At 62.9% G+C, this 15,235-nt stretch carries 14 protein-coding genes and 2 riboswitches; of the genes, 8 read left to right on the forward strand and 6 right to left on the reverse strand.

Going from position 1 to position 15,235, the window contains the following annotated elements; all coding sequences use genetic code 11:
* Positions 1 to 11: 11 nt before the first annotated feature.
* Together REH34_RS28595 and nfuA are read left to right on the forward strand one after the other, a co-directional pair.
* A complete protein-coding gene (locus REH34_RS28595) occupies positions 12 to 1,046 on the forward strand; it encodes an acyltransferase (protein ID WP_311970092.1) in 1,035 nt (344 codons plus the stop codon).
* Positions 1,047 to 1,104: 58 nt separating this feature from the next.
* Entirely contained in the window at positions 1,105 to 1,689 is a 585-nt protein-coding gene (nfuA, locus tag REH34_RS28600) for a Fe-S biogenesis protein NfuA (RefSeq protein ID WP_226502434.1), read from the forward strand.
* Positions 1,690 to 1,807: 118 nt separating this feature from the next.
* Here the strand turns inward: nfuA and cobM are convergent, their stop codons facing one another.
* The 4 genes from cobM to REH34_RS28620 are packed head-to-tail and all read right to left on the reverse strand — an operon-like array spanning position 1,808 to position 3,902.
* Positions 1,808 to 2,554: a precorrin-4 C(11)-methyltransferase gene (gene cobM, locus REH34_RS28605; protein WP_226502435.1), complete on the reverse strand. Its 747-nt coding sequence runs from the start codon at positions 2,552 to 2,554 to the stop codon at positions 1,808 to 1,810.
* 60 nt (positions 2,555 to 2,614) lie between these two features.
* Positions 2,615 to 3,016, reverse strand: a complete 402-nt coding sequence (locus REH34_RS28610; RefSeq protein ID WP_311970093.1) for a cobalamin biosynthesis protein — start codon at positions 3,014 to 3,016, stop codon at positions 2,615 to 2,617.
* On the reverse strand, positions 3,016 to 3,699 hold the full coding sequence (locus tag REH34_RS28615) for a CbtA family protein (protein WP_311970094.1): 684 nt from the start codon (positions 3,697 to 3,699) through the stop codon (positions 3,016 to 3,018). The genes REH34_RS28610 and REH34_RS28615 overlap by 1 nt, the downstream gene beginning before the upstream one ends.
* 8 nt (positions 3,700 to 3,707) lie before the next feature.
* Complete coding sequence (locus REH34_RS28620; protein ID WP_226502438.1) at positions 3,708 to 3,902, reverse strand: CbtB-domain containing protein; 195 nt, start codon at positions 3,900 to 3,902, stop codon at positions 3,708 to 3,710.
* Between the two features lie 94 nt (positions 3,903 to 3,996).
* Positions 3,997 to 4,241, reverse strand: a riboswitch (cobalamin riboswitch).
* 101 nt (positions 4,242 to 4,342) lie between these two features.
* Positions 4,343 to 4,561, forward strand: a riboswitch (cobalamin riboswitch).
* Between the two features lie 95 nt (positions 4,562 to 4,656).
* Here REH34_RS28620 and cobW point away from each other — a divergent pair.
* The 4 genes from cobW (at position 4,657) to REH34_RS28640 (ending at position 11,210) form a co-directional block, all read left to right on the forward strand.
* A complete protein-coding gene (gene cobW, locus REH34_RS28625) occupies positions 4,657 to 5,721 on the forward strand; it encodes a cobalamin biosynthesis protein CobW (protein ID WP_311970095.1) in 1,065 nt (354 codons plus the stop codon).
* Positions 5,722 to 5,724: 3 nt separating this feature from the next.
* Positions 5,725 to 9,486, forward strand: a complete 3,762-nt coding sequence (gene cobN / locus REH34_RS28630) for a cobaltochelatase subunit CobN (RefSeq protein ID WP_311970096.1) — start codon at positions 5,725 to 5,727, stop codon at positions 9,484 to 9,486.
* A gap of 6 nt (positions 9,487 to 9,492) precedes the next feature.
* Entirely contained in the window at positions 9,493 to 10,548 is a 1,056-nt protein-coding gene (locus tag REH34_RS28635) for an ATP-binding protein (protein ID WP_311970097.1), read from the forward strand.
* Between the two features lie 119 nt (positions 10,549 to 10,667).
* Positions 10,668 to 11,210: a VWA domain-containing protein gene (locus tag REH34_RS28640; protein WP_311970098.1), complete on the forward strand. Its 543-nt coding sequence runs from the start codon at positions 10,668 to 10,670 to the stop codon at positions 11,208 to 11,210.
* A gap of 20 nt (positions 11,211 to 11,230) precedes the next feature.
* On the opposite strand, the gene REH34_RS28645 is transcribed toward REH34_RS28640, so the two are convergent.
* Both REH34_RS28645 and REH34_RS28650 read right to left on the reverse strand, forming a co-directional pair.
* Positions 11,231 to 11,923, reverse strand: coding sequence for a DUF421 domain-containing protein (locus tag REH34_RS28645; RefSeq protein WP_311970099.1), 693 nt, complete (start codon positions 11,921 to 11,923; stop codon positions 11,231 to 11,233).
* A gap of 120 nt (positions 11,924 to 12,043) precedes the next feature.
* Entirely contained in the window at positions 12,044 to 12,310 is a 267-nt protein-coding gene (locus REH34_RS28650) for a hypothetical protein (protein WP_226502443.1), read from the reverse strand.
* A 314-nt stretch (positions 12,311 to 12,624) separates the two neighbouring features.
* Here REH34_RS28650 and REH34_RS28655 point away from each other — a divergent pair, with 314 nt between their 5' ends.
* Together REH34_RS28655 and REH34_RS28660 are read left to right on the forward strand one after the other, a co-directional pair.
* Positions 12,625 to 13,950, forward strand: coding sequence for a sigma-54 dependent transcriptional regulator (locus REH34_RS28655; RefSeq protein ID WP_311970100.1), 1,326 nt, complete (start codon positions 12,625 to 12,627; stop codon positions 13,948 to 13,950).
* A 448-nt stretch (positions 13,951 to 14,398) separates the two neighbouring features.
* On the forward strand, positions 14,399 to 15,229 hold the full coding sequence (locus REH34_RS28660) for an undecaprenyl-diphosphate phosphatase (protein ID WP_311970101.1): 831 nt from the start codon (positions 14,399 to 14,401) through the stop codon (positions 15,227 to 15,229).
* Positions 15,230 to 15,235: the final 6 nt, after the last annotated feature.

The raw sequence follows: 15,235 nt of genomic DNA on the forward strand, positions 1-15,235 counted from the left end.
AGGCTTTTGCAATGCTGATTTCGCTTCAAGCACTCAGGGCGCTTGCCGCCTGGATGGTGGTCTGCCATCACTTCATGCAGATCTTTTTCGACTTTCACCCGAGCGGTCCGATTGGGCAGTTCTTCACCGATAGGGGGGCGGTGGGCGTCGATATCTTCTTCGTGATCAGCGGCCTGGTGATTTACCTGTCGACCCAGGACAAGGACATGCCCGCCGGGCGCTTTTTGCTCAATCGCGCTATCCGCATCATCCCGGCCTATTGGCTGTATACGGTGCTGATGGGGCTGATGCTGGTGTGCCTCGGCCAGTGGTTGCCGCACCCAGCGGTGGATCTGCCGCATTTCGTCTTGTCGTTGTTGTTCATTCCTGCGGAAAATCCAGGGGGATATGGCCTGTATCCCACCTTGAACGTGGGCTGGACGCTGAACTACGAGATGTTCTTCTATTTGCTGTTTTCATTGGTGTTCACGGTGCCTAAACGTCATCGGCCCCTGATCGTTGCGGCGGCTTTGTTTGTCGTCAGTGAGGTTTTGGGGCGGTACGGCGTGGTCAGTCGCTTCTATGAAAACAATATCATCTACGAATTCCTGCTGGGCATCGGCATCGGCATTCTCTACCGTCGAGGCTGGGTGGCGCAGGGGTTCTGGGCGCCGTTGATGCTGATCGGGGCATCGGCGCTGGCGATCTACGAGCTGGATGCCAGTGACCGGTTGCTGCATTGGGGCGTGCCCAGCGCCATGATCGTGCTGGGCTGCGTGGCCATGGAGCCGTACTTCAAAGGCAGCCGGCTGCTCAAGGCGCTGGGGGACTGCTCGTATTCGGTGTATCTGGTGCATGTACTGGTGCTATACGGCGGCTGGCTGGCCAGCGAACACTGGCAGCTCAATCCTTACGCGGTGTTCGCGGTGTGCGTGCCGGTAATCGCGCTGATCGGGTGGGGTAGCTATGTCTTGATCGAGAAGCGTCTGTATTGGCGGATCAAAGCCTGGACGGATGTACGCCAGACGGCCTCCGCGCCGACGGTTATATCCCGACAAAAATACTAGGACTTTGTCAGCGGGCCAGGTTTGGCGTAAACTGCGGGCAAGTCTGTGAGGAACTTACATGAGCGCTATAACTATTACCGACGCTGCCCATGATTATCTGGCCGATCTGCTGCAAAAGCAGAACACGCCTGGAATCGGCATCCGCGTATTCATCACTCAGCCTGGCACCCAGTACGCTGAAACCTGTATAGCGTATTGCAAGCCCGGTGAAGAAAAGCCTGAAGACACCGCGTTGGGGCTCAAAAGCTTCACCGCTTGGATCGACGCGGTCAGCGAGGCGTTCCTCGATGACGCCGTTGTCGACTATGCGACCGATCGCATGGGCGGCCAGTTGACCATCAAGGCGCCGAACGCCAAGGTGCCGATGGTCAACGAAGACAGCCCCGTCAACGAGCGCATCAACTATTACCTGCAAACCGAGATCAACCCTGGGCTCGCGAGCCACGGTGGTCAGGTCAGCCTGATCGAAGTGGTCGAGGACGGTATCGCGGTATTGCAGTTCGGCGGTGGTTGCCAAGGCTGCGGTCAGGCTGACGTCACGTTGAAAGAAGGCATCGAGCGCACCTTGCTCGAGCGTATCCCGCAGCTCAAGGGTGTGCGCGACGTGACCGACCATACGCAGAAAGAAAACGCCTACTACTGATAGCGTTGGCTGCGTAACCTGAAAAAACGGCACCCGTGTGCCGTTTTTTTATGGGTGAAGAGCTGGGTCGTGGGTTGCGGCACATGGCCGCTTCTCGGGCGATCAACGCCGGTCCTGTTCAATCGCGATACAAGTGAGCATGCCCCGCTCGGTACAACGCGGACTCGCTGAACACGTCATTCCCCAGCACACGACCGACCAGAATCAATGCAGTGCGTCTGAAGCCCTTGCTCACAACCTTCGCCTCGATATCGGCCAGCGTGCCCATCACCCAATCCTGATCCGGCCAGCTGGCGCGATGAACCACCGCTATCGGGCAATCATCGCCATAGTGGGGGCGCAGTTCGTCAAGGATCTTTGCCAGGTGCTGGATGCCGAGATGGATGGCCATGGTTGAACGGTGCTGTGCCAGGCTCGCGAGATCTTCGCCCAGCGGCATGGGGGATTTGTCGGCGTAGCGGGTGAGGATCAGTGTTTGCGAAATATCCGGCAGGGTCAGCTCGGCGCCCAGCAGCGCTGCACAGGCGGCGGTAGCAGTCACACCGGGGATAATCTCCCAGGCAATGCCCAGTGCTCGCAGTTGGCGAATCTGTTCGCCGATCGCGCCATACAGGCTCGGATCCCCCGAGTGCACGCGGGCGACGTCTTGGCCTTGGCTATCGGCTTCGCGCATCGCCTCGATGATCTGCTCCAGATGCATCTCGGCGCTGTTGAGTACTCGATGTGCGCTGTGACCCGCGAGTACCGCAGCAGGTACCAGAGAACCGGCATAGATGATCACCGGACATCGGCGGATCAGGCGCTGGCCTTTGACGGTGATGAGATCTGGATCGCCGGGACCGGCACCAATGAAAAAAACGGTCATGAGAGGCCCGAAGTTGAAAAGGATTCACGTGGGGAAGGTGTCGCCTCGCCATGATACCCGCTATCCAGTACTGACTCCCACCAGTGCCAGAGTGGCCTCGGCTGTCCGTTGACGGTTGACCAGCAGCTGCGGGCGCGACTCCCCAAGCTCTTCGGCCAGCGCCAGCGCGCAGCTTTCCGCTACGCCATAACAGCCGGTATGGGCAAAGGATGTCGGCGAGCGGTGGCTCAGCTGCGAGTCATAAGCCAGCAGTTCGGTGGCGCTGAAGGTGTAGAAGGGCACGCGCAATCGCGCCGCCAATTGCACCAGCCCTGGCTCGTCGGCCTTGCGGTCGAGGCTGGCGATGCCGGCGAGTTGGCCGCGATCCAGATCATTGGTGCGCAGGGCCTGATCGAGCAGGGTGGCCAGAATGTCGAGCGGGCAGCCGCTGCGACAACCGAAGCCGGCCACCAACTGGCTCATCAGGCTGCCTCCTTGCGGCGAAACAGCCAAGCGCTGATCAGGCCCAAGGCCAGCCAGAATGCGGCGTTGGTCAGTTGCGAGGCCCACTTGAACTGGCTTTCCAGCGCCTCGGGCGCCAGGCTGGCATGCACCTCGGGCTGTGGTGCACCAACCCAGTGCGGAATCACCAGGATGACGGCGCCGGCCAGTTTCAGCAGCCAACTGCGGCCGAACACGATCAACGCCAAGGCAACAGCGGTAGAGGCTGCAGTGCCAGCCCACCAGATCTGCCGTTGGCTCAGATCGGCCGCCGCCGTGCCAGGCAGCTCTGGTGGCAGGCCCAGGGTTGGCGCCAGGCAAAATACAGCGTAGCCCGCCAACCCCCACAGCAATCCCTCGCGGGTGCGGCCCGGGGCTCGCAAGGTATAGAGCCCGGCCAGCATCAAGGCAAAACCGACCGCCACCACCAGGTTGCCGCCGGTAGTGGACAGCACGCGCTGCCAGCCGTCTTCCGGCTCCCAGGCCTCAGCGTCATGTTCGTGGGCGGCCATGGCCTCATTGTGTTCATGCACGGCGGCGGGCGCTTTCTCGTAGGTTTCGGCCTGCTGAATCAGCGGCGCCACCCAAAAGCTTTGCAGCAAGGTCAGCAGCAGGGCGCCCAACAGCCCGGTGAAGCCCGCGGTTTGCGCGATACGCTTGATCATCGAAAACCTCAGTGGCAGGGGAAGGCGGCGCTGTGACGGGTGTCGTGCGCGGCGTTGTGCACGGCTTCGATGTGCGAGAAGCCGGCGAAATACACCAGGCACACCCCTAGTGCAGCGGCGCTGAGCGCGGCTATCAGGCGTTGGCGTTGGGTGATGGCGGCGCTGTCGGCGATGGCGCCGGAGGTGATATTGCGGATTGACATGGCAGCTCCCTCTGAAGGTCAGGGTGCGGGAACGGCGCAGACGGCCTGGCATGGGCGCGCGCAGGCAGCCACAGCGCCCGCCCACCGCAGGTATGTGTCGAAAAACGGATTGGGCCGGTCTCCGGGCTCACGAGGGGCAGATGCCAGGGCACCACGCCAGTCAGCGTCACCTTCCCATACCTTGATGCCGGCACAGTGGATCAGACGCTTCTCTCGCTTACCGTTGCGGGGGCAGCACCGGACTGATCGCGGCTTGCCTGTCATGGACGAAGGCAAGATTCACGACGCACCGGTTTCCCGTTTCACCCTGTGAGGGGCACCCAAACGAACGCGTAGGAGAGCATGGGCGTTGCCAAGAGTCAATCGCATCATTCATGTTGGCAGCCCTCATGGCCCCAGGGAAACCTTGCACCGCCGATTGACCTCGTTCCCCACACTCCGTACCCTTGCTGCACTGAGGTTCTGCCCCTTGCGAGGGTGCAGCTAAGAAGGGAACGCGGTCCAACGCCGCGGCTGCCCCCGCAACTGTAAGCGATGCCCGGTTCGACACTGCCACTGCGCCTGCTGCGGGAAGGCGTCGAGTCACTCCAGCCTGTGCTCTTTTGCCAGTCGCTGGCACATCGCAAGCCAGGAGACCTGCCTCGAACCGTTTCTCTTAACAACCGGGCGGGGTGATCCGGTGGCGAACGCACCGTGGGCTCAGCGCACCGCGGCTCTCGTCCCGTATGCCCGCCACTCCTGCCAAGGGCATCCGATGAAAACACTGGCCAAACTTCCCGTCACCATCGTCACCGGCTTTCTCGGCTCGGGCAAGACCACTTTGCTGCGGCACATGCTCGACAACGCGCAGGGCCGGCGTATTGCCGTGATCGTCAACGAATTCGGCGAGCTGGGCATCGACGGCGACATTCTCAAACAGTGCAGCATCGGCTGCACCGACGAAGAGGCCAGCGGCCGAGTCTACGAGCTGGCCAATGGCTGCCTGTGCTGCACGGTCCAGGAAGAGTTCTTCCCGGTCATGCGCGAGCTGGTGGCACGCCGCGGCGACCTCGACCATATCCTCATCGAAACCAGCGGCCTGGCCTTGCCCAAGCCGTTGGTGCAAGCCTTCCAGTGGCCGGAAATCCGCAATGCCTGCACCGTCGATGCGGTGATTACCGTGGTCGACAGCCCAGCCGTCGCCGCCGGGACTTTCGCGGCTTATCCGGATCAGGTCGACGCCCAGCGCAAACTCGATCCCAACCTTGATCACGAGTCGCCGCTGCATGAGCTGTTCGCCGATCAACTGGCCAGCGCCGACCTGGTGATCCTCAACAAGGCTGACCTGATCGATCCGCAGGCACTGGCTGCCGTGCGCGCCGAAGTCGCCGAAGAGCTGCCTGCCGCGGTCAAGGTCATCGAAGCCAGCAGCGGTCGCGTGCCGTTGGACGTATTGCTGGGGCTGGGTGCCGAGTCCGAGGTGCACATCGATGGGCGCAAGACCCACCATGACCATCACGACGGTGATGACCACGATGATCACGACCACGATGCTTTCGACTCGATCTCCATCGACCTGCCACAAGCCGACGAAAGCCTGCTGCTCGACGCCCTGACGCAACTCGTGGTGCAGCACGGCATCCTGCGTATCAAGGGCTTCGCCGCTGTGCCGAACAAGCCGATGCGCTTGCTGATCCAGGGCGTGGGCACTCGTTTCGACAAGCACTTCGACCGCGCCTGGCGCAGCGACGAAGCGCGTATCACCAAGCTGGTGCTGATCGGCCAGGAGCTCGACGCTGCGGCCCTGGAAGCACAATTGCGCGCTGCGTTGTCCGCCTGACCCATGCACCTGCTCAGAACCCAGCCCGGCGGCTTTGTCCCCGACGACAGCATCGCCGACCTGGGACAGACCCCCGCCGAGCTGGTGATTCTGTGCAGTGGCGACTCCCATCTGGCCATGCTCGCCGAGGTCGCCCAGCAGTTGCCGGACGACTACCCCACGCTGCGCCTGGCCAACCCCATGCAGGTGCAGAATCACGCCTCTGTCGACCTTTACGTCGATCAGGTGCTGCGCCACGCCAAGGTCATCCTGTTGTCGTTGCACGGCGGCATCGGCTATTGGCGCTACGGCGTCGAGCAACTGCTGACGCTCAAGGCCCGCGGCACGCAGCTGATTATGGTGCCGGGTTGCGATAATCCAGACCCAGAGCTGAGCGCCCTGAGCGGCGTGCCGGCGGCGGAGGCCGAGCGGCTTTGGCATTTCCTGCGCCAAGGGGGCGTGGATAACGCCCGCAATCTGTTCAATTGCCTGGCCGATCGCTGGCTGGGCCTGCGCGGTTATAGCTGGCAGGAGCCACAGGCGCTGCCGCGCACCGTTGTCTATCATCCGCAAAAGCCCCAGGCTGACCTGGATTTTTGGCGTCAGCACTGGCTGCGTGAAGCACCGGTGGTGCCTATCCTCTTCTATCGCTCACACCTGCAGTCGGCGAACACGGCATTTATCGATAACTTTTGCCAGGCGTTGCAGGCAGCGGGGCTCAATCCTCTGCCTATCGCGGTGGCCAGCCTAAAGGAGCCGGCGTGCCTGAGCGCCGTCGAAGGCTGGCTTGACGAGGTGCAGGCGGCGGTGATTCTCAACACCACCGGCTTCGCCCAGTCGACCCCTGAAGCGCCCCATATCAGACCGTTCCGGCGCAATATCCCGGTCATCCAGGCCATCTGCGCCCAGGACAACGAACCGGCCTGGACCGCTAGCGCGCAAGGGCTTGGCTCCCGCGACCTGGCCATGCATATCGCCCTGCCAGAACTGGACGGGCGCATCATCAGTCGGCCGATCAGCTTCAAGGACTTGGCCTGGCGCAGCGAGCGCAGTCAGTCCGATGTAGTCTGCTACCGGCCGCACCGCGAGCGCATGGACTTCGTCGCCGAGCTGGCCCGGCGCTGGGCCGAGCTGGCGCGCCTGCCCAACGGGCAAAAACGCGTGGCGTTGATCCTCGCCAATTACCCGACCCGCGACGGCCGTATCGGCAACGGCGTGGGCCTGGATACGCCGGCGGCGGCGCGCAATATCCTGCGCGCCATGGCCGAGCAGGGGTATCCAGTGAGCGATATTCCCGCCGACGGTACCGCACTGATCCATGCGCTGCTGGGCGGCGTGACCAACGACCCGGACGGGCTCGACCAGCGTCCGTGCCATCAAAGCCTCGACATGGATACCTACCTGCAGGCCTTCGCTCGCTTGCCGCAAGCCAATCAGGACGCGGTACGCGCGCGCTGGGGCGAGCCTGACAGCGACCCGATGTGCCGCAACGGGCGGATGATGGTCGCCGGTCTGCGCTTTGGCCTGACCTTCGTCGGTATCCAGCCGGCGCGCGGCTTTCAGGTCGATCACAGCGCGGTCTATCACGACCCGGACCTGGTGCCGCCCCACGGTTACCTGGCGTTCTACTTCTGGCTGCGCCATGCCTATGGCGCCGATGCTCTGATTCACGTTGGCAAGCACGGCAACCTCGAATGGCTGCCGGGCAAGGGCGTGGGCTTGTCCGCCGCCTGCTGGCCGGACGCCCTGCTGGGGCCGATGCCGAATATCTATCCCTTTATCGTCAACGACCCAGGCGAGGGCGCCCAAGCCAAACGCCGCACCCAGGCGGTGATCATCGATCACCTGATGCCGCCGTTGACCCGCGCCGAAAGTTACGGGCCGCTGCGCGATCTGGAACTGCTGGCCGATGAATATTACGAAGCGCAGTTGCTCGATCCGCGGCGGGCGCTGGAGCTACAGCGTGACATTCTCGCACTGGTGCGCGAAGCCCGTCTGGATCAGGAGCTGGCGCTGGATGCCGACGCTGAAGCGGCGGTCTGGCTGCCGCGGCTGGACACGTACCTGTGTGATTTGAAGGAGTCGCAGATTCGCGACGGGCTGCATATCTTTGGCGAGTCGCCTCAAGGTCGCTTGCGCATCGATACCCTGGCGGCGCTGCTGCGCATTCCTCGCGGCGATGGCCGTGACGGTCGTGGCAGTGTGTTACGGGCGTTGGCGAAGGGCTTCGGCCTGGGCTTCGATCCGCTCGATTGTGACCTAGGTGAAGCCTGGCAGGGCGACAAGCCCTTGGCTTTGGCGCAGATCAGCGCCGAGCCCTGGCGCACCCATGGCGATACCCGCGAACGGCTCGAGCTGTTCTCCTTGCAGCTCATAGAGCAGGCGCAGCAGGGCGGTCTCACGCTGCCGGACGATCCTGCCTGGGAGCCGACCCGGTTGATCGTCGACGAGCTGCTCACTCAGGTGGCACCGCGTCTCGACGCCTGCGGCGCGGCAGAGATCACCGGTTTGCTCGATGCCCTTGGCGGCCGTTTCGTGCCGGCGGGTCCAAGCGGCGCGCCAAGTCGCGGGCGCCTTGACGTGCTGCCCACAGGGCGCAATTTCTTTTCGGTGGACGTGCGCAACCTGCCGACCACCACGGCCTGGCGTATCGGCTTCGCCTCGGCCAACCTCATTCTCGAACGGCATTTGCAGGATCACGGCGATCATTTGCGTCAGCTCGGATTATCGGTGTGGGGCACGGCGACCATGCGCACCGGTGGCGACGATATCGCCCAGGCCATGGCGCTGATGGGCGTGCGGCCGGTGTGGGCGACGGGCAGCCAGCGCGTCGATGACTTCGAGATTCTGCCGGTGAGCCTGCTGGATCGCCCACGGGTGGATGTCACACTGCGGGTGTCAGGTTTCTTCCGTGATGCCTTTGCCAATCTGATCCGCTTGTTCGATGCGGCCGTGCAGGCGGTCGCCGCTCTGGACGAGCCGGAGGACCAGAATCCACTGGCGGCGCGGGTACGTGCCGAGCGCGAGGCCTTGCAGGCTCAAGGGATCAGCCGCGATCAGGCCGAGCGCCAGGCCGGCTGGCGCATTTTCGGGGCCAAGCCCGGCGCCTATGGCGCGGGCGTGCAGGGGGCGGTCGAAGGCCGTTTGTGGCAGAGCCGTGAGGATCTGGCCGAGGTCTATCTCAATTGGGGGGGCTATGCCTATGGCGCCGCCGACGACGGCACGCCGGCGCGTCAGCAGTTCGCCACGCGGCTGGGCGAGGTGCAGGCGGTCGTCCAGAATCAGGATAACCGCGAGCACGACCTGCTCGATTCCAACGATTACTACCAGTTTCAGGGTGGCATGCTCGCGGCCGCCGAGACCTTGAGTGGCCGCAGCACCGCCAGCTACCACGGCGATCACAGCCAGCCCGACGTGCCGCGCATCCGCACCCTCAAGGAGGAGCTCAACCGCGTGGTGCGCGCCCGCGCCGCCAATCCGAAATGGATCGAGGGCGTCAAACGCCATGGCTACAAGGGCGCCTTCGAGCTGGCGGCGACCGTCGACAACTTGTTCGCCTTCGACGCCACCACCCAGTTGATCGACGATCACCAGTACGCGCTGTTGGCCGATGCCTATGTGCTGGATGCCGATACGCGCCAGTTCCTCCAGCAGCACAATCCGGCGGCCCTGCGCGATATTACCGAGCGCCTGCTCGAAGCCCAGCAGCGTGGCCTCTGGGGGGCGCCCGGCGAGTACCGCCAGGCGCTGGAAAACCTTTTGCTCGATATTGAAGAAGACGCCTGAACCCTCATGACCCACGAGACTGCCCATTTCCCCCTGGCCGCCGTAGTGGCCGCCGATTCACTGAAGCTGGCGCTGTGCCTGACCGCCATCGATCCGCAGATCGGCGGTGTGTTGATCGAGGGGCCCAGGGGCATGGCCAAGAGCACCGTCGCCCGTGGTCTGGCCGATCTGCTGGGCAGTGGTACCTTCGTGACCCTGCCGTTGGGCGCGACCGAGGATCGCCTGGTCGGCACCCTCGATCTCGATGCTGCGCTGGGCCAGGGCCAGGTGAAGTTCTCGCCCGGTGTGCTGGCCAAGGCCGACGGCGGCGTGCTGTACGTGGACGAGGTCAATCTGCTGGCCGATCCATTGGTGGATCTGCTGCTGGATGTGGCCGCCAGCGGTCGCAATCGGGTCGAGCGTGACGGCATCTCCCATGAGCATGCGGCGCGCTTCGTGTTGATCGGCACCATGAACCCGGAAGAGGGCGAATTGCGCCCGCAGCTGCTCGACCGCTTCGGCCTCAACGTGTTGCTGAACGGGCTGCCCGAGCCTGCGCTGCGCGGCGAGATCGTGCGCCGCCGCCTGGCGTTCGACGCCGATCCTCAGGGCTTTTGCGCCCACTGGGCGGTGGCACAACAGCAGCTGCGTGAACGCTGTGCGAGCGCGCGCCAGGCGGTGCCGGCGATCCCGCTGGATGATGCGGCGCTGGCCGAAATCAACCGGCGCTGCTTCGCCGCGGCGGTGGACGGCTTGCGCGCCGACCTGGTGTGGTTGCGTGCTGCCCGCGCCCATGCGGCGTGGCGTGGAGCGATGGCAATCACTGCGGTCGATATCGATGCGGTGGCCGAATTTGCCCTGCGTCATCGTCGTCGCCAGGCCGATCCCGGCGAGCCGCCCGCGTCCACCCAGCCACCGCAGTCGTCCCCTGCACAATCGTCCCCTGCACAATCGCCCGGCGAATCGGCAGGTGACGCGGCAGCGGATGCCTCGTCGCCCGAGGGCCAATGGGGTGCCATGCCCGCGCGACCTGAAGCCATAGGCCAGCGGCGCGATGTGCCGAGCTGGCCAAAAAAGCCCTGAGCATTCGCCCGGCCAAAGCCCTCGGGGCGGATGGCGCAAGACCCAAGGGCAAGCTGGCACAGGGAAGTCGGGGCAGGGCGCAAAGCGGCCGCGGCGAGCAGATCGGCTGGGTCACCACCTTGCGTCACGGTCGGCCGCAACGCCACGCCGATCTGCATTGGCAGCAACGCCAGGGCAAGGCGGGTGAACTGTGGCTGATCATCGTCGATGCATCGGCATCCACGCGCCGTCACGGCGCTTTAAGCCAAGCCAAGGGTTTGTTGGCCGCTGTCTTCGACGATGCCTATCGCCAGCGCGCGCGTCTGGCCTTGCTCACCGCCAGCGGCACGACCCCGCAGTGGCAGCGCCAAGGGCTGAAAGCCTCGGCGGCCCTGCAGCCCTGGTTGGCGCAACTGGGGGCTGGCGGTGGGACGCCGTTATTGCAGGCCATGCAGCAGGCGCGGCAGTGGCTGCAGCGTCGGCAACTGAGCCATCCTGACGAATTGCAGCGCTGCCTGGTGATGACCGATGGACGATTGAAGCATTGGCCGGCGCTAGAGGCGATGCCTTGCCAGACCTGCGTGGTCGATATCGAACGGGGCGCCATTCGGCTGGGGCGCGCGCGCGTATTGGCGGATCAGTTGCAGGCCGAATACCGTCATGTCGATGATCTTCCCGGATAGACGCTAGCCGACAGCCGCGATCATGCCGCCCGCGGATTGCTCAGCGCCGGGCTCCATAGCGTGTTTTTGCACCGTGGGCAGTCGAGCTTCTGCTGCTGAGCCATGCGCTCCAAATGCCCGCAGTGCAGACAGGCGTAGAGCCCAGGCCCTTCGGCGTGGTCCTCAAGAGGACGGCACACAGGCGGTAGCACCGATAGCCCCGGCCTGACCTCGTCACGCTCATAGAAGTACACGCTGACGTCGCCATTGACCTCCAGTATGCCAAGTCGCACTTGCCCCAGGTGTTCAACGCCGTGCAGGCGCAATTCCATCAGAAACTCGTCGTGGCTGATGTTGCCCTGGTCCAGGGTTTCGATCTCGAAACGCCCTTCCTTGATGATCACCAGCGGCTTGCCCTCCAGCCATTCACCGAAGCGACTGCTGCGTTCGGTGAGCCAGAGGGTCAGGCGATACAGGCAGATCATTGCCGCGAACACCGTGACCACCGGCAGGATCGGCACATCCTCGTAGAACGTCACGTCTCCGGCCGCAGAGCCTAGCGTAAGAATGACAACCAGCTCGAACAAGGACAGTTGCCGCACACCCCGGCGGCCGGCGATCTTGAGAAAAATGAAGACCACAATGTACGCCATCAGCGTGCGTACGGTGACTTCGGCCAGGAAGCCGGGGGTATTGTCATTCAGCAGCAGGCGGTGCCAGTCGAACGCGCTCATCGATTGCTCGCTATGCAGAGGGATGAGCTATGGGCAGGCGGGCGGGGAGGTTAGTTCCACGCGAGTGGAGGGAGCTTGACCGCCCGAGTCATTCAGTCAGCGGGCGGCAGCGTGGGATGCTTACTGTGGCATCGACCAGGGTTGCAGCTCGTAGCCTTTTTCGCTGAGCTCGGCGCGCAACGCCTGCAACAGGGTGGCCAGCTGGGCCGGATCGCAGTAGGTGCTGCGCGGTACCTGCTTGCGGTCGATGGATGCGCAGGTGCGGTCAATCACGGTCAGGCTCAATTCGCCGTTACCGTCTTGCGGTGCCCAGGCGACGCACTGGAAAGGTTGAAAAGCGTGGCCGGCGATCAGTAGTGCTTCGTTGACACGGAGCGGGGCGTTCATGGGGTCGTCTCTCTCGTTGCCCAAGTGGGTGTGTGTTCGCGCTATGGCGATTATCAGTACTGATGCACTGAAGGCACTTGGGAGTCACACCTTGGGAATTAAATAAAAAATTTCCGCTATAACGTTATGACTCTGAATCCTCATGCGCACTGTGGACGTTGAATAAGAAGGAAAATTCCCGCAGGCCCCAGTATGGAAATTAATTTGCAGACAGACGGTAGCCCAAAAGCGTCAAATAAATTGTTACTGTTGCTAACAAGCGCGCCAAATGACTGTTTTAACGCATAATTCCCGACTGGCGCGCGGGAGAAGACATGCTGGAACTGGCACCCGTTCGACGTGTGTTGATCGTCGACCCATGCGATGCCTGCCACAGCCTGTTGCCTGATTTAAGCGCGCATGGCTGGGCAGTCGATACCTGCAGCCTTGGCGCCGCCGGCGATACTCCCTGTGATGTCGGGATTCTGCGTCTGCGGCCGTTTCATCTGGAATGGCCCCATGAAATCCAGGCCCTGATCAATGGCAGCACAGCGCAGTGGCTGGCGATCGTCGATGCCGACGGGTTGCGCGCGCAGGACATCGGCAATTTCGTCTGTGAATTGTTCTTCGAATTTCTCACCCTGCCTACCGAGCCTCATCTGCTGCTCGGCGCCCTCGAACGCGCTGCAGGTGGGGCGATCGCGCCCGCAGTCAACCACCCCTCAGCGGCGGATGATGACTGCGATCTGGTCGGCGAAAGCCGGGCCGTGCGCGATTTGCGCCGGCTGCTAGGCACGTTCGCCAGCACCGAATCGGCGGTGCTGATCCGGGGTGAAAACGGCACCGGCAAAGAGCGTGCGGCGCGATACCTGCACCGTCAGTCCAGCCGCGCCGGGCAACCCTTCGTGACGTTCTATTGTGCGCCCATGTCGGTGCAGACCCTGCACCGTGAATTGTTCGGCTTCGACCGGGGCACCTTCATCAGCGCCCCCGACGGTATGCTCGGACGCTTGGAGCAGGCGCAAGGGGGCACGTTGTTTCTCGACACCGTCGAGGCGCTGCCACTCGAGACCCAGGCGCGGTTACTCGCGTGCCTGCAGGAAAAGCGTTTCCAGCGCGTCGGCAGTCAGACCGCACTTGACCTGGACGTGCGGGTATTGGCGGCCAGTTCGGCCGATCTCGAGTCGGCCGTCGCCCAAGGGCGCTTTCGCGATGATCTGTTCTATCGGCTCAACGTCTTGCAGGTGCAGACCACGCCACTGCGCGAGCGCCACGGCGATCTGGCCATGCTCGCCCAGCATTTCGCCCGTCGCTACAGCAAGGAGATCGGCGTCAAGGCCTGCGGATTCAGTGAGGGCGCCTTGGTTGCCATGGCCAGGCATGCCTGGCCGGGCAACGTTCGTGAGCTGTCCAACCGCGTGCGCCGCGCGGTGATTCTGGCCGAGGGGCGGCATATCGCCTCGGCAGATCTGGGCCTCAAGAGCGCCGAGGCCGGGAGTGCGCCTATGGGCACCCTCGAAGAGTACAAGCACCGGGCAGAGCGCCAGGCCCTCAGCGATGTGCTCAATCATCACAGCGACAATCTCAGCGTCGCCGCCAAGGTGCTGGGCATTTCCCGGCCGACGTTCTATCGGCTCCTGCACAAGCATCAGATGCGCTGATCCCCACGCGACTGTTGCGCCACGCGCTTATTTATATCTGACGATTCGGAACCCCCGACACCACGATCTGTTTGGTGTCGCCGACCGTCATTGGGCAATAAGGTCGATATTCACACTGTGCCAGTGCGGGTCCAGCGCAAACCTGTTCTTTCCTGAGCGTAAAAGCTGGCGATTGTAACCCTAGGCGTGCTAATTAGAGCTGCGTTCCGCCGTTAATGGCATTAAGCAATCATTTCGTCGCCTGGCATGCTGGCCATCACTGAACTGGCACGCGCAATGCTTGGTCATATTTCTGACGGTCCGAAAATTACGGTTCAGAAATACTTGATTTGTTTCACGTTTTTTTGATTGCCGATGATGCACACTGCTTTTGCCCGCAGGTACGCCTTAGGCGCTACGACAACTACTATCGGTCATGCCTTAGGCTGACCTGTTCCAGGGGAATACGATGGATTTATGGAGTGCCGCACAGGCTGTGATTCTGGGGGTGGTCGAGGGGTTGACCGAATTTCTGCCGATATCCAGTACCGGGCACCAGATTATCGTCGCCGACCTGATCAATTTCGGCGGTGAACGGGCAATGGCATTCAACATCATCATCCAGCTAGGTGCGATCCTGGCGGTGGTGTGGGAGTTCCGCCGCAAGATACTGGAAATCATCACGGGTCTGCCGACCCAGCGCAACGCACAACGTTTCACCCTCAACCTGTTCATCGCCTTTTTGCCGGCGGTGGTGCTCGGGGTGATTTTCGCCGATCTGATCCATGAATACCTGTTCAACCCCATCACGGTGGCGGTGGCCCTGGTGGTGGGCGGCTTCGTGATGCTCTGGGCCGAGAAGCGCCAGCATCAGGTGCGCGTCGATCATGTCGACGACATGCACTGGACCGATGCGCTCAAGGTCGGCTGTGCACAATGTCTTGCCATGATTCCAGGCACTTCGCGTTCTGGCTCGACCATCATTGGCGGTTTGCTGTTCGGCCTGTCGCGCAAGGCGGCCACGGAGTTCTCGTTCTTCCTGGCGATGCCGACCATGGTCGGTGCGGCGGTGTATTCCGGCTTCAAGTTTCGGCATCTGTTCCGTGCTGAAGATCTGCCAGTGTTCGTCATCGGCTTTATCGTGGCGTTCATCTTCGCGATGATCGCGGTACGCGCGCTGCTTAAGTTCATCGCCAACCACAGCTATGCGGTGTTCGCCTGGTATCGCATCGCCTTCGGCATCCTGATCCTGATGACCTGGAAGTTTGGCTGGATCGACTGGTCCAGCGTCACTGTTTGACAGCCG

This window comes from Pseudomonas baltica (genome assembly GCF_031880315.1).
GTDB lineage: Bacteria > Pseudomonadota > Gammaproteobacteria > Pseudomonadales > Pseudomonadaceae > Aquipseudomonas.